The 18,054-nt window shown below is 39.5% G+C and carries 20 protein-coding genes; 15 read left to right on the top strand and 5 right to left on the bottom strand.

The features are described from left to right. Positions 1–284: 284 nt before the first annotated feature. Positions 285–1,007 carry an SGNH/GDSL hydrolase family protein gene (locus HWV02_RS09775; protein ID WP_211679477.1) on the bottom strand — a complete coding sequence of 241 codons (723 nt, stop codon included), beginning with the start codon at positions 1,005–1,007 and terminating at the stop codon, positions 285–287. Between the two features lie 161 nt (positions 1,008–1,168). On the opposite strand from HWV02_RS09775, the gene HWV02_RS09780 reads away from it, so the two are divergent. The 3 genes from HWV02_RS09780 (at position 1,169) to HWV02_RS09790 (ending at position 2,526) form a co-directional block, all read left to right on the top strand. After that, positions 1,169–1,384 carry a dodecin gene (locus tag HWV02_RS09780; protein ID WP_045110689.1) on the top strand — a complete coding sequence of 72 codons (216 nt, stop codon included), beginning with the start codon at positions 1,169–1,171 and terminating at the stop codon, positions 1,382–1,384. Between the two features lie 34 nt (positions 1,385–1,418). After that, the gene (locus tag HWV02_RS09785; protein ID WP_211679478.1) at positions 1,419–1,835 is read left to right on the top strand and encodes a GFA family protein; all 417 of its coding nucleotides are present in this window, start codon (positions 1,419–1,421) and stop codon (positions 1,833–1,835) included. Between the two features lie 127 nt (positions 1,836–1,962). Continuing rightward, complete coding sequence (locus tag HWV02_RS09790; protein ID WP_211690343.1) at positions 1,963–2,526, top strand: GNAT family acetyltransferase; 564 nt, start codon at positions 1,963–1,965, stop codon at positions 2,524–2,526. 74 nt (positions 2,527–2,600) lie between these two features. On the opposite strand, the gene HWV02_RS09795 is transcribed toward HWV02_RS09790, so the two are convergent. Continuing rightward, on the bottom strand, positions 2,601–3,854 hold the full coding sequence (locus HWV02_RS09795) for a uracil-xanthine permease family protein (protein ID WP_211679479.1): 1,254 nt from the start codon (positions 3,852–3,854) through the stop codon (positions 2,601–2,603). A gap of 234 nt (positions 3,855–4,088) precedes the next feature. On the opposite strand from HWV02_RS09795, the gene HWV02_RS09800 reads away from it, so the two are divergent. From HWV02_RS09800 to HWV02_RS09815, 4 genes are all read left to right on the top strand, one after another. Next, complete coding sequence (locus HWV02_RS09800) at positions 4,089–4,802, top strand: Crp/Fnr family transcriptional regulator (protein WP_211690344.1); 714 nt, start codon at positions 4,089–4,091, stop codon at positions 4,800–4,802. 3 nt (positions 4,803–4,805) lie between these two features. Beyond that, positions 4,806–5,522 (top strand): ABC transporter permease, encoded by a 717-nt coding sequence (locus tag HWV02_RS09805; protein WP_211690345.1) that lies wholly within the window; start codon positions 4,806–4,808, stop codon positions 5,520–5,522. A gap of 94 nt (positions 5,523–5,616) precedes the next feature. Continuing rightward, a complete protein-coding gene (locus tag HWV02_RS09810) occupies positions 5,617–6,480 on the top strand; it encodes a TraB/GumN family protein (protein WP_255550641.1) in 864 nt (287 codons plus the stop codon). 117 nt (positions 6,481–6,597) lie between these two features. Next, a complete protein-coding gene (locus tag HWV02_RS09815; RefSeq protein WP_211679483.1) occupies positions 6,598–7,374 on the top strand; it encodes a hypothetical protein in 777 nt (258 codons plus the stop codon). Between the two features lie 94 nt (positions 7,375–7,468). Here the strand turns inward: HWV02_RS09815 and HWV02_RS09820 are convergent, their stop codons facing one another. From HWV02_RS09820 to HWV02_RS09830, 3 genes are all read right to left on the bottom strand, one after another. Next, positions 7,469–8,497 carry a hypothetical protein gene (locus HWV02_RS09820; protein WP_211679484.1) on the bottom strand — a complete coding sequence of 343 codons (1,029 nt, stop codon included), beginning with the start codon at positions 8,495–8,497 and terminating at the stop codon, positions 7,469–7,471. A gap of 495 nt (positions 8,498–8,992) precedes the next feature. Continuing rightward, the gene (locus HWV02_RS09825; RefSeq protein WP_211690347.1) at positions 8,993–10,021 is read right to left on the bottom strand and encodes a hypothetical protein; all 1,029 of its coding nucleotides are present in this window, start codon (positions 10,019–10,021) and stop codon (positions 8,993–8,995) included. A 928-nt stretch (positions 10,022–10,949) separates the two neighbouring features. Further along, complete coding sequence (locus tag HWV02_RS09830) at positions 10,950–11,972, bottom strand: hypothetical protein (protein WP_211679485.1); 1,023 nt, start codon at positions 11,970–11,972, stop codon at positions 10,950–10,952. Between the two features lie 597 nt (positions 11,973–12,569). Between HWV02_RS09830 and HWV02_RS09835 the strand changes: the two genes are divergently transcribed. From HWV02_RS09835 to HWV02_RS09870, 8 genes are all read left to right on the top strand, one after another. Continuing rightward, positions 12,570–13,268: a class I SAM-dependent methyltransferase gene (locus tag HWV02_RS09835; RefSeq protein WP_211679486.1), complete on the top strand. Its 699-nt coding sequence runs from the start codon at positions 12,570–12,572 to the stop codon at positions 13,266–13,268. 81 nt (positions 13,269–13,349) lie between these two features. Then, entirely contained in the window at positions 13,350–13,694 is a 345-nt protein-coding gene (locus tag HWV02_RS09840) for a 5-carboxymethyl-2-hydroxymuconate Delta-isomerase (protein WP_211675157.1), read from the top strand. 47 nt (positions 13,695–13,741) lie between these two features. Continuing rightward, a complete protein-coding gene (locus tag HWV02_RS09845) occupies positions 13,742–14,113 on the top strand; it encodes a VOC family protein (protein WP_211690348.1) in 372 nt (123 codons plus the stop codon). Positions 14,114–14,140: 27 nt separating this feature from the next. Further along, the gene (locus tag HWV02_RS09850; protein ID WP_211690349.1) at positions 14,141–14,332 is read left to right on the top strand and encodes a hypothetical protein; all 192 of its coding nucleotides are present in this window, start codon (positions 14,141–14,143) and stop codon (positions 14,330–14,332) included. A gap of 140 nt (positions 14,333–14,472) precedes the next feature. Beyond that, complete coding sequence (locus HWV02_RS09855) at positions 14,473–14,922, top strand: GNAT family N-acetyltransferase (RefSeq protein ID WP_211690350.1); 450 nt, start codon at positions 14,473–14,475, stop codon at positions 14,920–14,922. A gap of 192 nt (positions 14,923–15,114) precedes the next feature. Then, positions 15,115–15,444, top strand: coding sequence for a DUF1330 domain-containing protein (locus tag HWV02_RS09860; RefSeq protein ID WP_075478020.1), 330 nt, complete (start codon positions 15,115–15,117; stop codon positions 15,442–15,444). A 294-nt stretch (positions 15,445–15,738) separates the two neighbouring features. Continuing rightward, positions 15,739–16,608 (top strand): MYG1 family protein, encoded by an 870-nt coding sequence (locus HWV02_RS09865; protein WP_211690351.1) that lies wholly within the window; start codon positions 15,739–15,741, stop codon positions 16,606–16,608. Positions 16,609–17,106: 498 nt separating this feature from the next. Beyond that, positions 17,107–17,958, top strand: coding sequence for an RluA family pseudouridine synthase (locus HWV02_RS09870; RefSeq protein WP_211679493.1), 852 nt, complete (start codon positions 17,107–17,109; stop codon positions 17,956–17,958). Positions 17,959–18,054: the final 96 nt, after the last annotated feature.

Raw genomic sequence — 18,054 nt, forward strand, 5'->3', positions numbered from 1 at the left:
ATCCACGTAGTTGGCATTGATAAAAAGCGAGTAAAGGTGATTTTAAATCGCGCGAAATCCTGAAGATGCATAGGCATACCTGTAACCATAGCTGAATAATTCATGCTGTCACTAGTCTATGTCTCAGCGCTAATAAATGGAAAGTTCTAGGTCACATTTTAGCTTTCAATATAAGTACTGGCTCACAAGCTTTTTAAAAATGTTTATAATCATCGCGGGAGTTATGTACGCCACTTGGACCTCGAAAAACAAGATAGCGAGAAAACAAATAATCCCTGTGCTTATTATTCATAGTTATGTTGTGATTTAATTTTATCGGCAACAATATCAGCCCATTGCTGGTAAATAATTGGCCCTGGATGAAATCCATCTTCAGCCATATCCTTATCATTTAATTCAGCATTGAAATCGATTAATTGACAATCACTTTGGCTTTCAATTAGGGTTGCTAGTTTACGATTAAACTGAGCTGCTCTTGCGCCTAAATAACGTCGTAATGGTTGTGGTAGTACTGAGAATTGTCCCATCGGAGGGACTTGTGTGATAAGGATTTGTTGGCAGTTAAATTGTTCGCGTAATAGCGTGATCAAATCTTGTTGCTGAGTTAACCACGTTGATGCTGCTAGTGTAGCCGTGACATCATTTACACCTAATGAGGTCACGATAATATCGAAGGTTTGTTGCGGTTGTTTCGATAGCATTTGTAGGCTGTCTAATGTGGTATGGCCCGATTTCGCCAATAACTGCCAATTAACCTGGTAGCACTCGGCCAGCGCCGAAACCAAATGTCCTGTTAACGCTTGTGACTGGTTATCCACACCAACACCAGCAGCGGCAGAATCACCAACAATAAGCAGTCGTATTTTTTGTCCTTTTCCTGCCATTCCAGAGCGTTCTCCTGCAGCTTCTGGTAGCTTTGGTGTTACTTTTTTTACATATTGCCCTTGTGCGATAATGATCGGCGCATAAACTGCTCTCGTTAATAATTTGTTTAATAATTTGAACATACCACCTCCTTGATTTAATCATAATAGCAATACGGCGGCGATTAATTTGCGCGCTTATGCCCAAAGCCATAAATATAATCAATTTTAGTAATCTTGTTATGGAATGCAAATATCGAACTATATTTACACTTAGGCTATTTTATGATTAATTGGAGTAAGTTATGTCAAATCATCATACGTACAAAAAAATTGAAATGGTTGGTTCGTCAAAAACAAGTATTGAAGAGGCCATCCATAATGCACTTGCAGAGTGCAGTAAAACAGTAAAGAATATGGATTGGTTTGAAGTGGTTGAAACCCGTGGTCATATTGTTGATGGTGCGGTTGGGCATTTTCAAGTGACGCTGAAAATAGGTTTCCGTATCGGAGACAGCTAAATTTTCAATAAATTGATTTATAAGGATGTAAACGATGAGTAAAATATCAGGGGGCTGCTTATGTGGCTCAGTTAAATTTGAAATTACCAATGATTTTAGTCAATTTCATTTGTGTCATTGCCAGCAGTGCCAAAAAATAACCGGCTCTGCTCATGCATCTAATTTATTTTGCCAATCCGGACACATTACGTGGTTGGCTGGTATGGATAAAACTAAACGTTTCGATTACCCAAATCGTCATTTTGCGCGTGTATTTTGCACTGAGTGTGGAACTGGATTGCCGTATTTAGTCAATAAAGGTAAAACCTTAATCGTACCTGCGGGTTCATTGGATGTAGACGAAGAGACGGTGTTTAACGTTGCACCGCAAGATAATATATTTTGGCATGAGCGTGCGGCTTGGTATGATGCGGCTTTAGCTGCCCCGACGTTTGCAGGGTTTCCAAAGTAAGAGTTTTACCCAAGCAACTGCTTGATGATTTACTCATTTAGCCTGCCTTTTTTCGCTGGACCACATTATAAGGTTGATGTTATATTCGCGTAATTCGTTGGGTATAGTCATAGAAGGAAGCGTAAGCATGCAGTTAAAAGTGGCAGAATTAAGCGATATTGAAGATACCTTAACACTGCATTATAAATACCAAGTGGATTCAATTACAGCAGAAGACAAAGCGGATGGTTTTGTCACAACGGCTTTCACCAAGGAAGAATTAACTCGTTTAATTACGGAAGAAAGTGGGCTATTTATTGCGCGTAAAGACGGTAAGGTTGTCGCTTATGTCATGGCTGCCTCTTGGACGTTTTGGTCAAACTGGCCAATGTTTGCTCATATGGTTAAAGATTTACCTAATTTAGAATATTTAGGTCAGCAATTAACAACCGATAATTCTTATCAATATGGCCCTGTTTGCATTGATAAAAGTATTCGTGGTACAGGCGCATTAGAAACAATGTTTGATTTTTCGAGAGAACATATGGCGAAACGTTTTCCTATTTTAGTGACCTTTATTAATAAGATTAATCCACGATCTTATACGGCGCATACTAAAAAATTAGGGTTAACCGTTATTCAAGAGTTTGAATATAATAACAATCATTATTATGAGTTGGTTTACGATACATCAAAACCAGTAGCGGCATAATAATGAATTAACAAGTTATAACCGATAAGCCATCCGTTATAACTTGTTAATTATTTACCTAGTCAGAAGCATTATTACTTAGTGTTAATATCTGAATTCACTTCAACATTATCAACAACATGATTATCACCCAAGTCATGTGGTAATACTAAGTTAAGAATAATCGCCACGATACCGCATAGACTCACACCTTGAAGGCTGAAATCACCGATACCAAATGCCATACCACCAATACCGAATACTAATGTCACCGCAACAATGATTAAATTACGAGACTTATGCAGATCAACACGATTAGTAATAAGCGTATTAAGACCTACGGTTGCAATTGTACCGAACAGTAAGATCATGATGCCGCCCATCACTGGCACAGGGAAGGTTTGCAGTAACGCACCGAGTTTACCCACAAAAGCCAACACGATTGCGATAACCGCTGCCCATGTCATGATGACAGGGTTGAATGCCTTAGTTAGTATTACTGCACCAGTTACTTCACTGTAGGTGGTGTTTGGTGGCGCGCCAAACATAGACGCAGCCATTGTCGCCATTCCGTCACCAGCAAGCGTCCGGTGTAGACCTGGTTTCTTAAGGTAGTCTTTACCTGTCGCATTCGAGATCGCGAGAATGTCGCCAACATGCTCAATCGCAGGGGCTAACGCAACCGGGATCATAAATAATATCGCATTGATGTTAAATTCTGGGTAAGTAAAGTTTGGTAGTGCTAACCAGCTTGCTTGGCCAACTGGAGCAAAGTCAATGATGCCATAAGCAAGACTTGCAAGATAACCGGCGATAATACCCGCCATAATTGGAATCAGTTTAAGTAGACCTTTACCAAAAACACTCACTATAATGGTGGTAAATAATGAGATAGAAGCAATGATAATTGCAACGTCGTTATTAATTAACTGTATTGCGCCATCACCTGTTTTACCCATGGCCATATTGACTGCAACAGGTGATAAACCAAGACCAATTACCATTATCACTGGGCCTACAACCACGGGAGGCAGTAGCTTATGGATAATTGCTACGCCACGGAATTTAATCACAGCGGACAATAATACATAAGTGAAACCAGCAGCCATCAAGCCACCCATAGTGCTCGCTATGCCCCAGGTTTGTATTCCGAACATGATCGGAGCAATAAAGGCAAAAGAAGAAGCGAGAAAAACAGGAACTGAACGTTTAGTGATAACTTGAAACACTAAAGTACCGAGGCCAGCACCGAAAAGCGCGACATTTGGATCCAAACCAGTAAGAAGTGGAACCAATACGAGGGCACCAAATGCGACGAATAGCATTTGCAGACCTTGCAAAATTTGCATTTTTTTATCTCCATTTTTAAATAAACGGCTGGACGGTAGCATAAAGTTTATACCATTGATATTAAAAATAGATAAAACCCCAACTTTTAGGCAGCGGGTCAATTTTGTGCTCATGATATGATACGTATCGTGCTTGTTTAAAACCAAAATCATGGCATTATATTGGTGCTTATCATTTATTTAACGCTATCCCCTGTATATACAGATAACTACCGCATTTAAAAGTTGGATTTCATGATCACCGACAGTCATATCATCGATACAGTATCAGCTCATCATTTGTTTTCAGCTCTTACGGATGCTGAGTTTCAACAACTCTTTAGTACCGCCAAAACATGTAAAATAGAACCACTAGAGAATGTGTTTCATCAAGGCGATAAAGCCAGTCGATTTTATTTAGTGCTACGCGGACACCTTAAACTTTACCGTACCAGTCCAAGTGGGCAAGAGAAGGTTGTCGAAGTGATGCGTGAAGGTAATACCTTTGCGGAAGCATTAATGTTTAATAACAAACCGTTTTATCCTGTGGCCGCGCAAGCGGTATCAGCCAGTGAACTGATTACATTTGATAATGAAACCTACTTAAAGATACTAAAAAATAACCCTGAGGCGGGTATCTCAATTATGGCGAATATGAGTATTCGTTTACATCATGATCTTTACGAAATTGAAATGTTATCGGTCGAGAATGCCAAAAACCGTTTACTGTTATTCTTGATGCAGAATATTCAAGACAAAGACGGTAATGAAGGTGTGATTGAATTAGATATACCGAAACGAACACTTGCTTCATTATTATCGATCCAACCAGAAACGTTTTCACGTTTACTCAAAAAACTGGCCAAAGAAGGCTTGATCGAAGAAAAAAGAGGGCATATTCGTATTGTAAATATTGACGCCTTGTATGCCGCTGCTGATATACCAGTACAATCAGTGACGGTGGGCTAAACGGTGAGTAATGCGGTGCAGGTGATTTCTTTTTCTCATTTGGTCTTTGCCTTTATTCCTGTGTTAGTTGCGCTGGCGATCTTGTTGCAATGGCGATTACCGATTAAAAATGGCTTGTATGCGTTATCACGTATGCTGATTCAATTGTTGTTAATTGGCTATTTCCTGTCATATATTTTTGAGTCACATAGTGCTGGCATTGTTGTTGTCGTGCTTATCGTTATGGTTGTCGCCTCGAGCTGGATTGCTTTAGGTGCAGTGCCTGAACAGCGCTGGGAAATGTATCAATATGCATTAATCGCAGTAGCACTTGGGGGCGGGTTTACCTTATTTGTGATGAGTATTGGCGTACTGGGGCTAGACCCTTGGTACAATCCGCAATATATGGTGCCACTTGCTGGGATGGCATTTGCCAATGCGATGAATAGTGTCAGTTTGTCTGCTGAACGTTTACATGCGGAAATGACGCGTGGCGATGACTATTTTACTGCGCGACGTATCGCGTTAAGAGCGTCGTTAATACCGATTACTAATGCACTATTTGCTGTTGGCTTAGTTTCTTTACCAGGCATGATGACAGGCCAGATTTTATCCGGCGTATCGCCATTCATTGCAGTGCGATACCAAATTATGATTATGTGCATGCTGTTTGGTTCATCCGTGATTTCTGCGGCATTTTTCTTATCTTTGATAAAGCCGCTAATGACAACAAAGCAATGAGTTATCAACGACAAGATTTATAAAATACCAAGATTTATGTAATACTGATTAGCATGTCGGTAAACACGATTATAAAATAGAGGTTACAATGAAAATGGCTAAAATTTGTTATGTATTTTCTATATTGATCTTGGGTGTAGTTAATACGGCACATGCTACATCGTCGGTATGGAAAGTGAGTCATGGAGAACACAGTTTATATTTAGGTGGAACAGTGCATGTTTTATCGCTTGATGATTATCCGTTTCCGGCAGAGTTTGATCGTGCGTATGCGTTGGCTGAGACCTTGGTATTCGAAACGGATATGACAAAATTAGAAAGCCCTGAATTTCAGAATTCTATGCTAAGTCAGCTTAGATACCCGGATGGGCAAGACTTAACGCAAAACCTAACACCTGAAACATACAAGATGTTAGCAGCGTATTGTGAGTCACGGGGTATTGGTATGCAGGTTATTAATAATTTTAAACCGAGTATGATTTCGTTGATGTTAACAATGGCAGAGTTACAACGCCTTAATTTAACGGGTCTTGGTGTTGATAAATATTACAACAGTAAAGCGGTTATCGATGCTAAAGAACTCGGTAAACTAGAAACAGTAGAACAACAGTTAGCGTTTATTGTGGGTATGGGTAAAGGTAAGGAAGATGAATTCATTCGTTATAGTTTAGAAGATATAAAAACATTACCCACATTTATGCATGAGATGAAAACAGCTTGGCGTCATGGTAATCGCCAAGCACTTATTGATCTTGCGATTACCCCTTTGCTTACAGATTTTCCTGATATTTATCAGTCATTATTAGTGCAACGTAATAATAATTGGTTACCTCAGATTGAAGCAATGTTTGACAGTAAAGGTACGGAGTTCGTACTTGTGGGGGCATTGCATTTAGTCGGAAAGGATGGACTATTACAACGATTAGAAGCGGCTGGTTATAAAGTAACGCAACTTTAGGGCGTAAATTGATAAAATAGTGGCATCGGTTACCATCCTGAAGTTGTTTGGCTATAGATGGGTATTGATAGTTAGGATATGATAGTGCTATCTGAACCTATATTTTGAAATGAACCTATGCTGAATTTTTTCCGTTCTAAACCACTAATTGATGATGCCAGTTGTGAATGGATGTTTGACACATTTGCGTGGGCGTTAACACATTTTGATCATCAAGAGTTCTTTCTGCGTACTCGGTTAATCCAACCAACGAATGATTTTTTTCCCGGTAATATTGATAGTCGACACGGTATGGCTGAAACTATATTTAATCATGTGGTTAAATATGCCGGATTGAGTCATTGGCCACTACAGTTACAAGCGCCCCAGTTTTTTAATGGTCAACCTCCTGCATTACTTGATTTATCCGCAGTACAACGAGATTCTTCAGCTGCGAATACCTTACCTGTGTTAGTTGCACCTCAGCCTTTAGCAATGACTTATAATCCACAGCAAGCTGCTAAACCGGGCGATCTAGCTTCGAGTTATGCGCATCATTTAGCCCAGCATGTGGTGGCACAATCACAACAACGCCCTCCTGGTGGGGCTGAGTATTTTAATGCGAGTACCGAAATTGTTGCCATTTTTATGGGTTTCGGCGTGATGATGGCTAATTCAGCTTATACTTTTAGAGGCGGATGTGGCAGTTGCTATAACGCGCAAGCAAATCGACAGGCAACCTTATCTGAAGACTATGTCATCTTTGCCTTGGCGCTGTTTTGTCGACTGAAAGGTATTCCAATAGGGGACGCGACACGTAATTTGAAAAGTTATTTAAAACAGAATTTCAAGCAAGCATTAAAACAAATTGATCGAGAACCTGCGCGTTTACAACAGTTATTTGCATTAAAGTAATATCACTACAGAACTCCCTATATAGCAAAATAAAAAAGCCAGTAGAAAATGGCTTTTTTGTTTTAAATTAATAAGTTATAAGGTTAGGTGTTTCTTACATAGTGAATTTAGAAAATACATAGCAATATGTTAAGCCGCCACTTCTCTCCACTGGTGCTCCAGCCTGCATACCGTAGCACACCTCTTGGATATTTGGAGCTGATAAAGTGAAATCAAGGTTAATATCAAAGGAAGTAGCAATTGACCCATTTAGTGAGTCCCAGTCGAAACCCCTAACGATGTCAAAGGTTGCTCCCCCCACATTATCTGGAGTGTTACGATTAAACCCGAACCAAAAGCTACCACTTGCACCCACATTCGTACCAAATCCGACAGATGCGTCTACGAATACGCGGTACCATTTTAAATCTATACTAATGGCTATTCCATAGCCCATACCTATACGGGCTGGAAAGAGGGTGCTGGTATCTACATCACCGCAGAGCATGATTGTCCCATATTGTTCGTTTGCAAACTCCTTGATAAGTCCTCTTACTGGGAGCAGGTTACGAACCAACGCTTTAGCCTGTTCCGAACGACTCGTTTCTAGACTATCATCCCCGGCTGCCATTCTTGTGTGCGTTGCTAAAAGTGATGTAAGTGTGCCCACAAATCCATTTGAAAATAGGTATGGCAAATCTAAAAATGCCTTTTTATTCAAACTTTTACATTTTTCTATTTCGGTTTGTATTAGCTTCGGTTCAAGAGGATGGCGATTATAGTCTTCTTCTCCCGCTTCCAGCTCTTCGATTAGGTACGGTTCAGTGGACCAGTCAAGTGTGTAGTGAGCACCGTCGCCTGTAAACGCTACTTGTCCCTCGAAATCATCAGGGCTGATGACAGCAGTACCTAGTTCATCGGTGGCACTTATATCATCGTAATCTCGAAGTCGAAGTTCAATTTGGTATTTAAATACCAATTTTATTTTTAATATCCATTCCATACCATAGCCCATATCGTGGTCGAAAATATTCTTCCACTCACCGCTATCGATTCTACAATCAAGTTTCGTATTATCGAATACAGTATCTTCAGGTGTGATACATGTAAGCTTGGTTAAATATGTTGCATAGCGTATTTCCATTATTTATTACTCCATATAGTAGTGATAGTATAAATCGTCCATTTACTGTTGATTTTAAAGAGAAAGCCCAAAAAATATAGCAAACATAACGCACTGGTACAACAACTTACTGTTAACATTTAATTAACATCTGGTTGACATTTTGTTGGCGCGTGGTCAGCTTGTGAGTAACGCATGGTTAACGCTTGAACGTTTTATTTATACTTAGTAGGTATTTTTACCGTCATTTTGAGGGGGCGAGAGTCGTGACTAACCAGCTAGAGTATGGCAATTGCTTACGTTTTTTTAATTTAATTATTATGCTTAACAATTACCACAAAGGTGATAATTATCAAACATCGAGCGAGTCGGTATTACTGACTATTAAAAGGTATTCCAACAGTTATTTTCATTAAAGTAATATCACTACAGAACTCCCTATATAACAAAACAAAAAAACCAGTAGAAACTGGCTTTTGTTATTTTAAATTAATAAGTTATGCGATCAGGTGTTTGTTACATACTGAATTTAGAAAATACATAGCAATATGTTAAGCCGCCACTTCTCTCCATTGGAGCCCCAGCCTGCATACCGTAGCACACCTCTTGGAAATTTGGAGTTGATAAAGTTAAGTCAAGGTTAACATCAAAGGACGTAACCACTGACCCATTTAGATGCCCCCAGTCGAAACCCCTAACGACGTCAAAGGTTGCTCCACCTACATTATCAGGTGTGTTGCGATTAAACCCGAACCAAAAACCACCACTTGCCCCCACATTCGTACCAAATCCGACAGATGCGTCTACGAACACGCGGTACCATGTTAAATCCATGCTAATGGCTATTCCATAGCCCATACCTATACGGGCTGGGAAGAGGGTGCTGGTATCTACATCACCGCAGAGCATTATTGACCCATATTGTTCGTTTGAAAACTCTGTGATAAGTCCTCTTACTGGATCAAGAGCACTTGACAGCAATTTTGCCTGTTCCTCACGAATAGCATCTAGACCATCTACTCCGGCGGCCATTTTTGCGTGCGTTGCTAAAAGCGATGTAAGTGCGACCACAAATCCATTTGTAAATAGGGAGGGCAAACTCGTCATTGCCGATGTGTTCAAACTCCTCAATTTTTCTATTTCGGTTTGCATCTTATCCGCATCAAGAGGGTGGCGATTATAGTCTTCTTCTCCCGCTTCCAGCTCTTCGATTAGGTACGGTTCAGTGGACCAGTCAAGTGTGTAGTGAGCACCGTCGCCTGTAAACGCTACTTGTCCCTCGAAAGCATCTGGGTCGATGACAGCAGTACCTAGTTCATCGGTGGCACTTATATCATCGTAATCTCGAAGTCTAAGTTCAACTTGGTATTTAAATACCAATTTTTTGTCTAATATCCATTCCATACCATAGCCCATATCGTGGTCGAAAATATTCTCCCACTCACCGCCATCGATTCTACAAGCAAGTTTTGTATTATCGGATATAGTATCTTCAGGTGTGATACATACAAGCTTGGTTAAATATGTTGCATAGCGTATTTCCATTATTTATTACTCCATATAGTAGTGATAGTATAAATCGTCTATTTACTGTTGATTTTAAAGAGAAACCCCAAAAAATATAGCAAACATAACGCACTGGTACAACAACTTACTGTTAACATTTGATTAACATGTGGTTGGCATTTTGTTGGCGCGTGGTCAGCCTGTGAGTAACGCATGGTTAACGCTTGAACGTTTTATTTATACTTAGTAGGTATTTTTACCGTCATTTTGGGGGGGCGAGAGTCGTGACTAACCAGCTAGAGTATGGCAATTTCTTACGCTTTTTAAATTTAATTATTATGCTTAACAACTACCACAAGGGTGATAATTATCAAACATCCCATGTTTGATATAAAACAACAAAAATACAGAGCTAACAACTATACAGAGCTAACAACTATAGAGAAACAACTGGTAGGATAGGGAATTAAAATTAAGCAACGTTCTTATAGCAAAAGGCCCTACTAATGATGTTAAGTAAGGCCTTTATTGAGCGAGTCAGTATTACTGACTATTCTGAATCCTGTTCAGTCTCTTCAGTTTTTTTCGTGTCTTCTAAATCTTGTCCGCCGCAGCCACCACAACAACTCATAATAATATCCTCTTTAGTCGATTAATTTAGTGTTAAGTAAAATACCTACTCACTATAACCAAGTGTTTTACTCAAGTAATTGACCAAAGTCATTTAGGCGAATAAATCGTAAGTTTAACCATACTTTTTTAACCTATATGAGTGATGGACCACTATCCGCTATTTTCAGTAAAGACTTAGCTGCGAGTTATGATGAAAAATTTTTAAAATTAACGCTGATGAAAGATGTGCTTCATTTGAGTATTCAAGTTGTACTGTCAGAATAACAAAACAAAAAAGCCAGTAGAAACTGGCTTTTTTTATTTTAAATTAATAAGTTATACGATCAGGTGTTTGTTACATAAGGTATTTAGTAAATACATAGCAATATGTTAAGCCGCCACTTCTCTCCATTGGTGATCCAGCCTGCATACCGTAGCACACCTCTTGGATATTTGGAGCTGATAAAGCTAAGTCAAAGGACGTAGCAATTGACCCATTTAGTCCCCCCCAGTTGAAACCCCTAACGACGTCAAAGGTTGCTCCCCCCACATTATCTGGTGTGTTACGATTAAACCCGAACCAAAAGCTACCACTTGCCCCCACATTCGTACCAAATCCGATACCCGCGTCTACGAACACGCGGTACCATTTTAAATCAATGCTAATGGCTATTCCATAGCCCATACCCATACGGGCAGGGAGGAGTGTACTAGTATCTATATCCCCGCAGAGCATGATTGTCCCATATTGTTCCTTTTTAAACTCCTTGATAAGTCCTCTTATTGGACTAATTTCAAGTTTACTAAGCAACGTTCTAGCCTGTTCCAAACGACTCGGTTCTAGACCCTCCTCCCCGGCTCCCATTCTTGCGTGCGTTGCTAAAAGTGATGTAAGTGTGCCCACAAACCCATTTGAAAATAGGGATGGTAACGCATTCAATGCCTTTTTATTCAAATCCGTCATTGTTTCTATTTCGGTTTGCATAGCATCCGGTTGAAGAGGGCGGCGATTAAAGTCTTCTTCTCCCGCTTCCAGCTCTTCGATTAGGTACGGTTCAGTGGACCAGTCAAGTGTGTAGTGAGCACCGTCGCCTGTAAACGCTACTTGTCCCTCGAAAGCATCTGGGTCGATGACAGCAGTACCGAGTTCATCGTCGTAACCTATGAAATCGTAATCTCTAAGTCGAAGTTCAACTTGGTGCTTAAATACTAATTTTTTGTCTAACGTCCATACCATACCTGGGCCCATATCGTGGTCGAAAATATTCACCCACTCACCGCCATCGATTCTACAAGCAAGTTTTGTATTATCGGATATAGTATCTTCAGGTGTGATACATGTAAACGTGGTTAAATATGTTGCATAGCGTATTTCCATTATTTATTACTCCATATAGTAGTGATAGTGTAAATCGTCCATTTACTGTTGATTTTAAAGAGAAAGCCCAAAAAATATAGCAAACATAATGCACCAGTTCAACAACAAGTTGTTAACATTGGTGTAACATTTGGTTGGCGTCCTACCGTTTCATCTATACTTAATTGGTATTTTTAGCGTTGTTTTGAGGGAGGCGAGAGTCGTGATTAACCAGCTACAGTATGGCAATTGCTTACGTTTTTTAAATTTAATTATTATGCTTAACAACTACCACAAGGGTGATAATTATCAAACATCCCATGTTTGATATAAAATAACAAAAATACAGAGCTAACAACCATAGAGAAACAACCGATAGGATAGGGAGCTGAAATTAAGCAAGTCAGTAGACATTAATACTAAATAGTGTTCAACAATAAATTACCTTACCTTTAATAGAATTTAGCAACGTTCTCATAGCAAAAGACCAAAGTCATTTAGGCGGATAAATCGTAAGTTTAACCATACTTTTTTAACCTATATGATTGATTATAAATTGTTATATTCTTTATTCACGTATGTTTATTTAATATATTACAGGTATAAAGGGATCATATTATGAGTGATGGACCACTATCCGCTATTTTCAGTAAAGACTTAGCTGCGAGTTATGATGAAAAATTTTCAAAATTAGCGCCGATGAAAGATGTGCTTCATTTGAGTATTCAAGTTTTACTGTCAGATCTTCCTGAAAACGCGAATATCCTTTGTGTTGGCGCTGGTACTGGTGCGGAGTTAATGTATCTTGCGCAAGCATTTCCTTTATGGCGTTTTACTGTCGTGGAACCTGCTCCAGCAATGCTAGATATCTGCCGTCAAAGAGCTGAGGTTAACGGTATTACTTCTCGATGCTGTTTCCATCTTGGATACTTGGGATCTTTACCGAGTAACGAGCTGTTTGATGCCGCGACTTGTTTGTTAGTTTCTCAATTTATATTAGACAAAACAGAACGTAGGGCGTTATTTGCGAACATAGCGGAACGGTTATACCCAGGTGGGATTTTGGTGTCGGCAGATTTATCGGGAGATACAGCAAGTATTGAATTTAAGCGCTTATTTGAAGTATGGCTGAAAATGTTAGCATACTCAGGTATGTCAGCAGAGCAACTTCAAGGTTATCAGGATAATTTTGGTAAAGATATTGCTGTCTTATCGCAACAGGAGATAACTGAAATGCTTGCCGTAAGTGGTTTTGATTCACCGATATTATTTTTACAAACATTACTTATTCATGCTTGGTGTAGTAAACGGCTGTGATTTAATACTAAGTTATTGGTTTTAATTATTAATTAGGTTAGGCTGGGACTTGCTTATATTTTATTATTTAAGGGATTCGTAATGCCACATTTTGTAATTGATTGTTCGGAAAGCATTTTAGAACACTACAGCGAAGCGTATATTCTTGAACAAATCCATGTATTAGCGAATAGTTCTGGGTTGTTTAATGAAAAGGATATTAAAGTCAGAATGAATCCGTTTTCAACTTATTTAGTGGCTAACCAGCGTGAAGATTTTATCCATATTTTTTCGCATATTATGCAAGGGCGAACAACAGAGCAAAAAGCCGCATTATCACGCCTTCTTGTCACTCGGCTCATTGAATTATTCCCCGGTTTTTCACACATAACCATGAATGTCGCTGAGTTTGAAAAAGCGACTTATTGTAATCGTAATACTATGTGATGTTGTCTTTTTAAACACGAATGGAGAGCCTTCAAGGACATAATAACATGAGCAATCTAAATACCATTGAACTTAAAGCGTTTGTTCCAGCAAAGGATTTCGAAATTTCTAAGCAGTTCTATTTAGATTTAGGCTTTAGCAAAGCATCTGATTCAGATGGTATCGCTTATTTTAACTACGGGAATTGTAGCTTCTTACTTCAAGACTTCTACGAGAAAGTATTTGCTGAAAACTTAATTATGCACCTACTAGTAGAGGATATTGCTTCTTGGCATAAAGCCGTAAAAAGTTCAGGCGTCGAAGTAAAATACTGCATCACGCTTTCTGAAATTAGTGAGCAGCCATGGGGGATGTTAGATTTCGTACTTTACGACCCAAGCGGTGTGCTATGGCGTTTCGGTCAAAATGTACAAGCTTAACAAGGCAAGCACAACGTTATGGCGCATATGGATATCAAGTTAGAATCAATATTAGAAGGTGAGTTTGAGTCGCTGTTTTTGGTGGTAAAAGAAGGCCTGTATTCTCATGTAGATTCGGTTTTTGGTTGGTGTGATGATTATCAGCGAAATCGTCTAATTGCAGATTATGAACCCAATTGGTTTTTCTGGGTTTACGCTGCATCCACAGAAATAGTATAACTTTATCAAGCTTTGTTCGTAATAATAAGGCGGTGAGGTTTTATAAAAGACTTGGATATGGAGTGGTTGAAAATGATGGGAACTTCCTATCTTTATCGTTGACACTTAATAACAAACGGCCAAAAGGAATATAAATCAACATGGAAGTATTTGAAGCATCTGTTGAAGATGCGCCTGTAATTCTCGCAATTCAAAAAGAAGCATACATTTCAGAGGCTCAGCTGCATGATGACTTTGAGATTCCACCTTTGACACAAACTTTAGCAGAGTTAGAGGCTGAGTTTGGTAAGAGACGAATAGTCAAAATTGTTATTGATGGTAAAATTGTCGCGAGTGGTCAGGCAACATTATTTAATTCAACCTGTCAAATTGGCCGCATGGCTGTAACACCTCAACTTAAAGGTAAGGGGATTGGTTCTACGTTACTTTCTGAATTGGAATTATCTTTTCGTGAAGCAAACCGGATTGAACTTTTTACAGGTATAAACAGCACCGCAAATTTGACTATGTACAGCCATAGAGGCTACAAACCGTTTAAGCAAAAAAAACTCGGTAGTACAACGATAGTTTTTTTAGAAAAACGGTTGTAATAGCTGACAAGAAATTTAAACGGACAATGTAGCACTGGGCGTATTACGGCTGTCATGTCAAAGTACATTACCTAATGATGTTATGGAGCATCAACAGAAACATATTGACGAGATGGTCGGCAGGGTACAGTTATTTAATACTCAGCAAGCTGGGCACGGAGTTATATCCCATAAACATGAAAGGAATCAATTATGTCTGCATATGTAGTGTTCAACTATAAAATATTAGATCGTTCTAAAATCGATGAGTTAACTGAATTAGTCAAACCTATCAATGCAAAATATGAAGCAGAAGTTATTGTTGGTAGTCCAGTAAAAACCGTTGAAGGTAGTACTTTACCAGGTATGGTTATTTACAAATTTAAGAGTTTTGAGGCTGCCAAACAGTGGTATTATTCCGAAGAACATCAAGCGGTTTCGGTGTTTCGAAATAGTATCACGGAAGGCTGGGCTACAATCGTTCCAGGTGTGTCGGAAACAGATGACTTGGTGAATTCAGGATACTTCGAAAGTCAGTCATAACAAAGCGTATTTTAGCCAAGTAATTTATTCATTCATATTAGGCGCCTGAAAAAATGGACTTGATTCGAAGTGTTGTGTGTACAGTGCTTTTTTGCTCAGTACAGAGGCTCTATTTCCGATAATTCAGAGATAGAAGAAATAAAATAGGTTGTTTTCCAGGTGGCGCCTTATTACGTAGCTAAAAATGGCGTCCGTGGAAAAATCAGCTATTTTTGTTAGCCGTCTTCGTATAGAATCCGCCATATAATTTTACTGATTAACATTTTCTTATCCCTTTCTAAAATGACATAAAAAATGAATGATAAAACGATAGTAACGCACAATGGTAAGTTTCATGCAGATGATGTTTTTAGTATCGCTGCACTTAAAAACATTTTGCCTGCTTTTAAGCTAGTGCGCACACGTGATTTAGAGATAATCGGCGAAGCTGATATTGTGGTCGATGTAGGTGGTGAATATGATCCAGATACAGGGCGTTTTGACCATCACCAGCGTGGTGGAGCGGGTGAGCGCGAAAATGGTATTCCTTATTCATCATTTGGTCTAATTTGGCAGAAGTACGGCCTCGAAATATGCCAAGGTAACCAAGAAATCGCAGATGCAGTGGATGCTGGTTTAGTGTCTACTATTGACGCGGTTGATTGTGGTCATGTTGAAGGTGTCGCTCAAGGTATTAGCCTTAGCCAAACTATTTCAATGTTTAACCCTACTTGGGAAGAAGACAGTGACTTGGATGCATGCTTTGATGAAGCGGTTGCTTTTGCGTCGCGCATTTTAACGCGATTCATTGCATCTGCGGCTGGTGGCATTAATGCGAAAGATATTGTCGCTAAAGCAATTGATAATGCCGACGATCCAAGAGTGATTGTATTAGCGCAATATACGCCGTGGAAAACAACGGTTTTAAATTTAGCGCCAGAAGCTTTATTTATGGTTTACCCATCTCAATCTGGCAAATGGATAATTCAAGCTGTACCTGTTGAACTCGGTTCATTTGAAGACAGAAAATCACTGCCTAAACCATGGGCTGGTTTGTCTGATAAGGCGTTTAAAGAAGTGACTGGTATTGATGATGCAATGTTCTGTCATAACGGTTTATTTATTGCGGGTGCTGAATCATTTGAAAGCATCATGAAAATGGCTTCCATCGCACTTCAAGCTTAGTGAAACGGTTATTTAAAATAAAAATACCCATGTGAATACTGTATTTACATGGGTATTTTTGCAACACACTACTCAGTGTTTTTTAGTCATTTAATATCACAATGCTTAAACCGTTGACGACAAGAATTACCTTGCTTTAGCTGGGTGAACTTCAATTCATACACTTGATATTTGTGGGTATTTTGGCACTGAATGATTGATGAAGGGGTTAAGCTTGTGCCTTCGTATAATACTGAGTGGGATTGTTTTATACAGTGTTATTCGTATTCTGGACAAACACTCATGTTTATCTTGTGCTGAAAATTAATATCAATATACTCAGGCTCATAATTAGTCTTGCATATGCTCAAGTAACTTGAGTGTATAACCTAAAAGGTTAACAAATAATTTACAGGTCGGTTCGTTTTATCAAATCGAGACGTCTACTATATAAATGTCAAGTGATGGTTATTATGTTCAAAACATTACTGGAAAAAGCAGGTTGGAGAATAACTTACTATGTCTGATAGATTTCGAGTGAAAGAGGCCTCTGGTCTACTGACTTTCCTCAATACTCAGCTAAAAGGCTGGAGTCGAAAAAACATAAAACAGCGACTGAAAACAGGCTGCGTACTGGTCAACGAACAGCAGATCATGAAGCATGACCATGAGCTTGAAGTTGGCGACAATGTAGAGGTTAGAGCAGCGGGAAAGAACACGCAACAGGGTGTTCGGCACCTCGAAATTTTGTATTCGGACAATGATCTTGTTGTTATTAACAAACCTGCAGGCCTGTTGTCAGTGGCATCAGCCAATGAAAACAAACAGCATGCGCTTGCTATTCTTCGCAAGCAACTCTCACATGCAAAAAACTCTGTTGCTTTATGGCCTGTTCATCGCCTCGATCGTGATACATCGGGTGTGTTGATGTTTGCAACGTCTCGTGAGATGCGTGAAGCCGTTAATGCGGGTTGGTCAGAGGCTGAAAAAACCTATCTTGCAGTCGTTGAAGGTAGCCCTAAGCCAAGTAAAGGGCGCATTGACCAGCCCTTGAGAATGGATCCAGAGAAGTATCAAATGATTGTTGGCCCACATTCGGAAGCCAAAAATGCCGTCACGCATTTTAAAACTTTGCGCACTGTAAAAGATCGGACACTGGTTGAAGTTAAACTCGAGACCGGTCGACAACATCAAATCCGTGCTCATATGTCTTGGTTAGGACATGCGGTGATTGGTGATCCCCGTTATGGCACTGATGGTCCGCGTATGGGACTGCATGCGTTGAGCCTAAGTATTACGCGACCAAATACTGGTAAACGACTGACTTTTGAAGCGCCTGCACCAGTGGAATTCCTCGACCTGCTGCGTTAATCGAAAACCTTGATAGCGAATACAGTCTACTTTTCGTTGTAGACTGTTTATTCGTAGAATAAGTTCATAGCCCTTCCTAGGTTTCTTACCTCGTCT

The organism is Moritella sp. 28 (assembly GCF_018219435.1).
Lineage (GTDB): Bacteria > Pseudomonadota > Gammaproteobacteria > Enterobacterales > Moritellaceae > Moritella.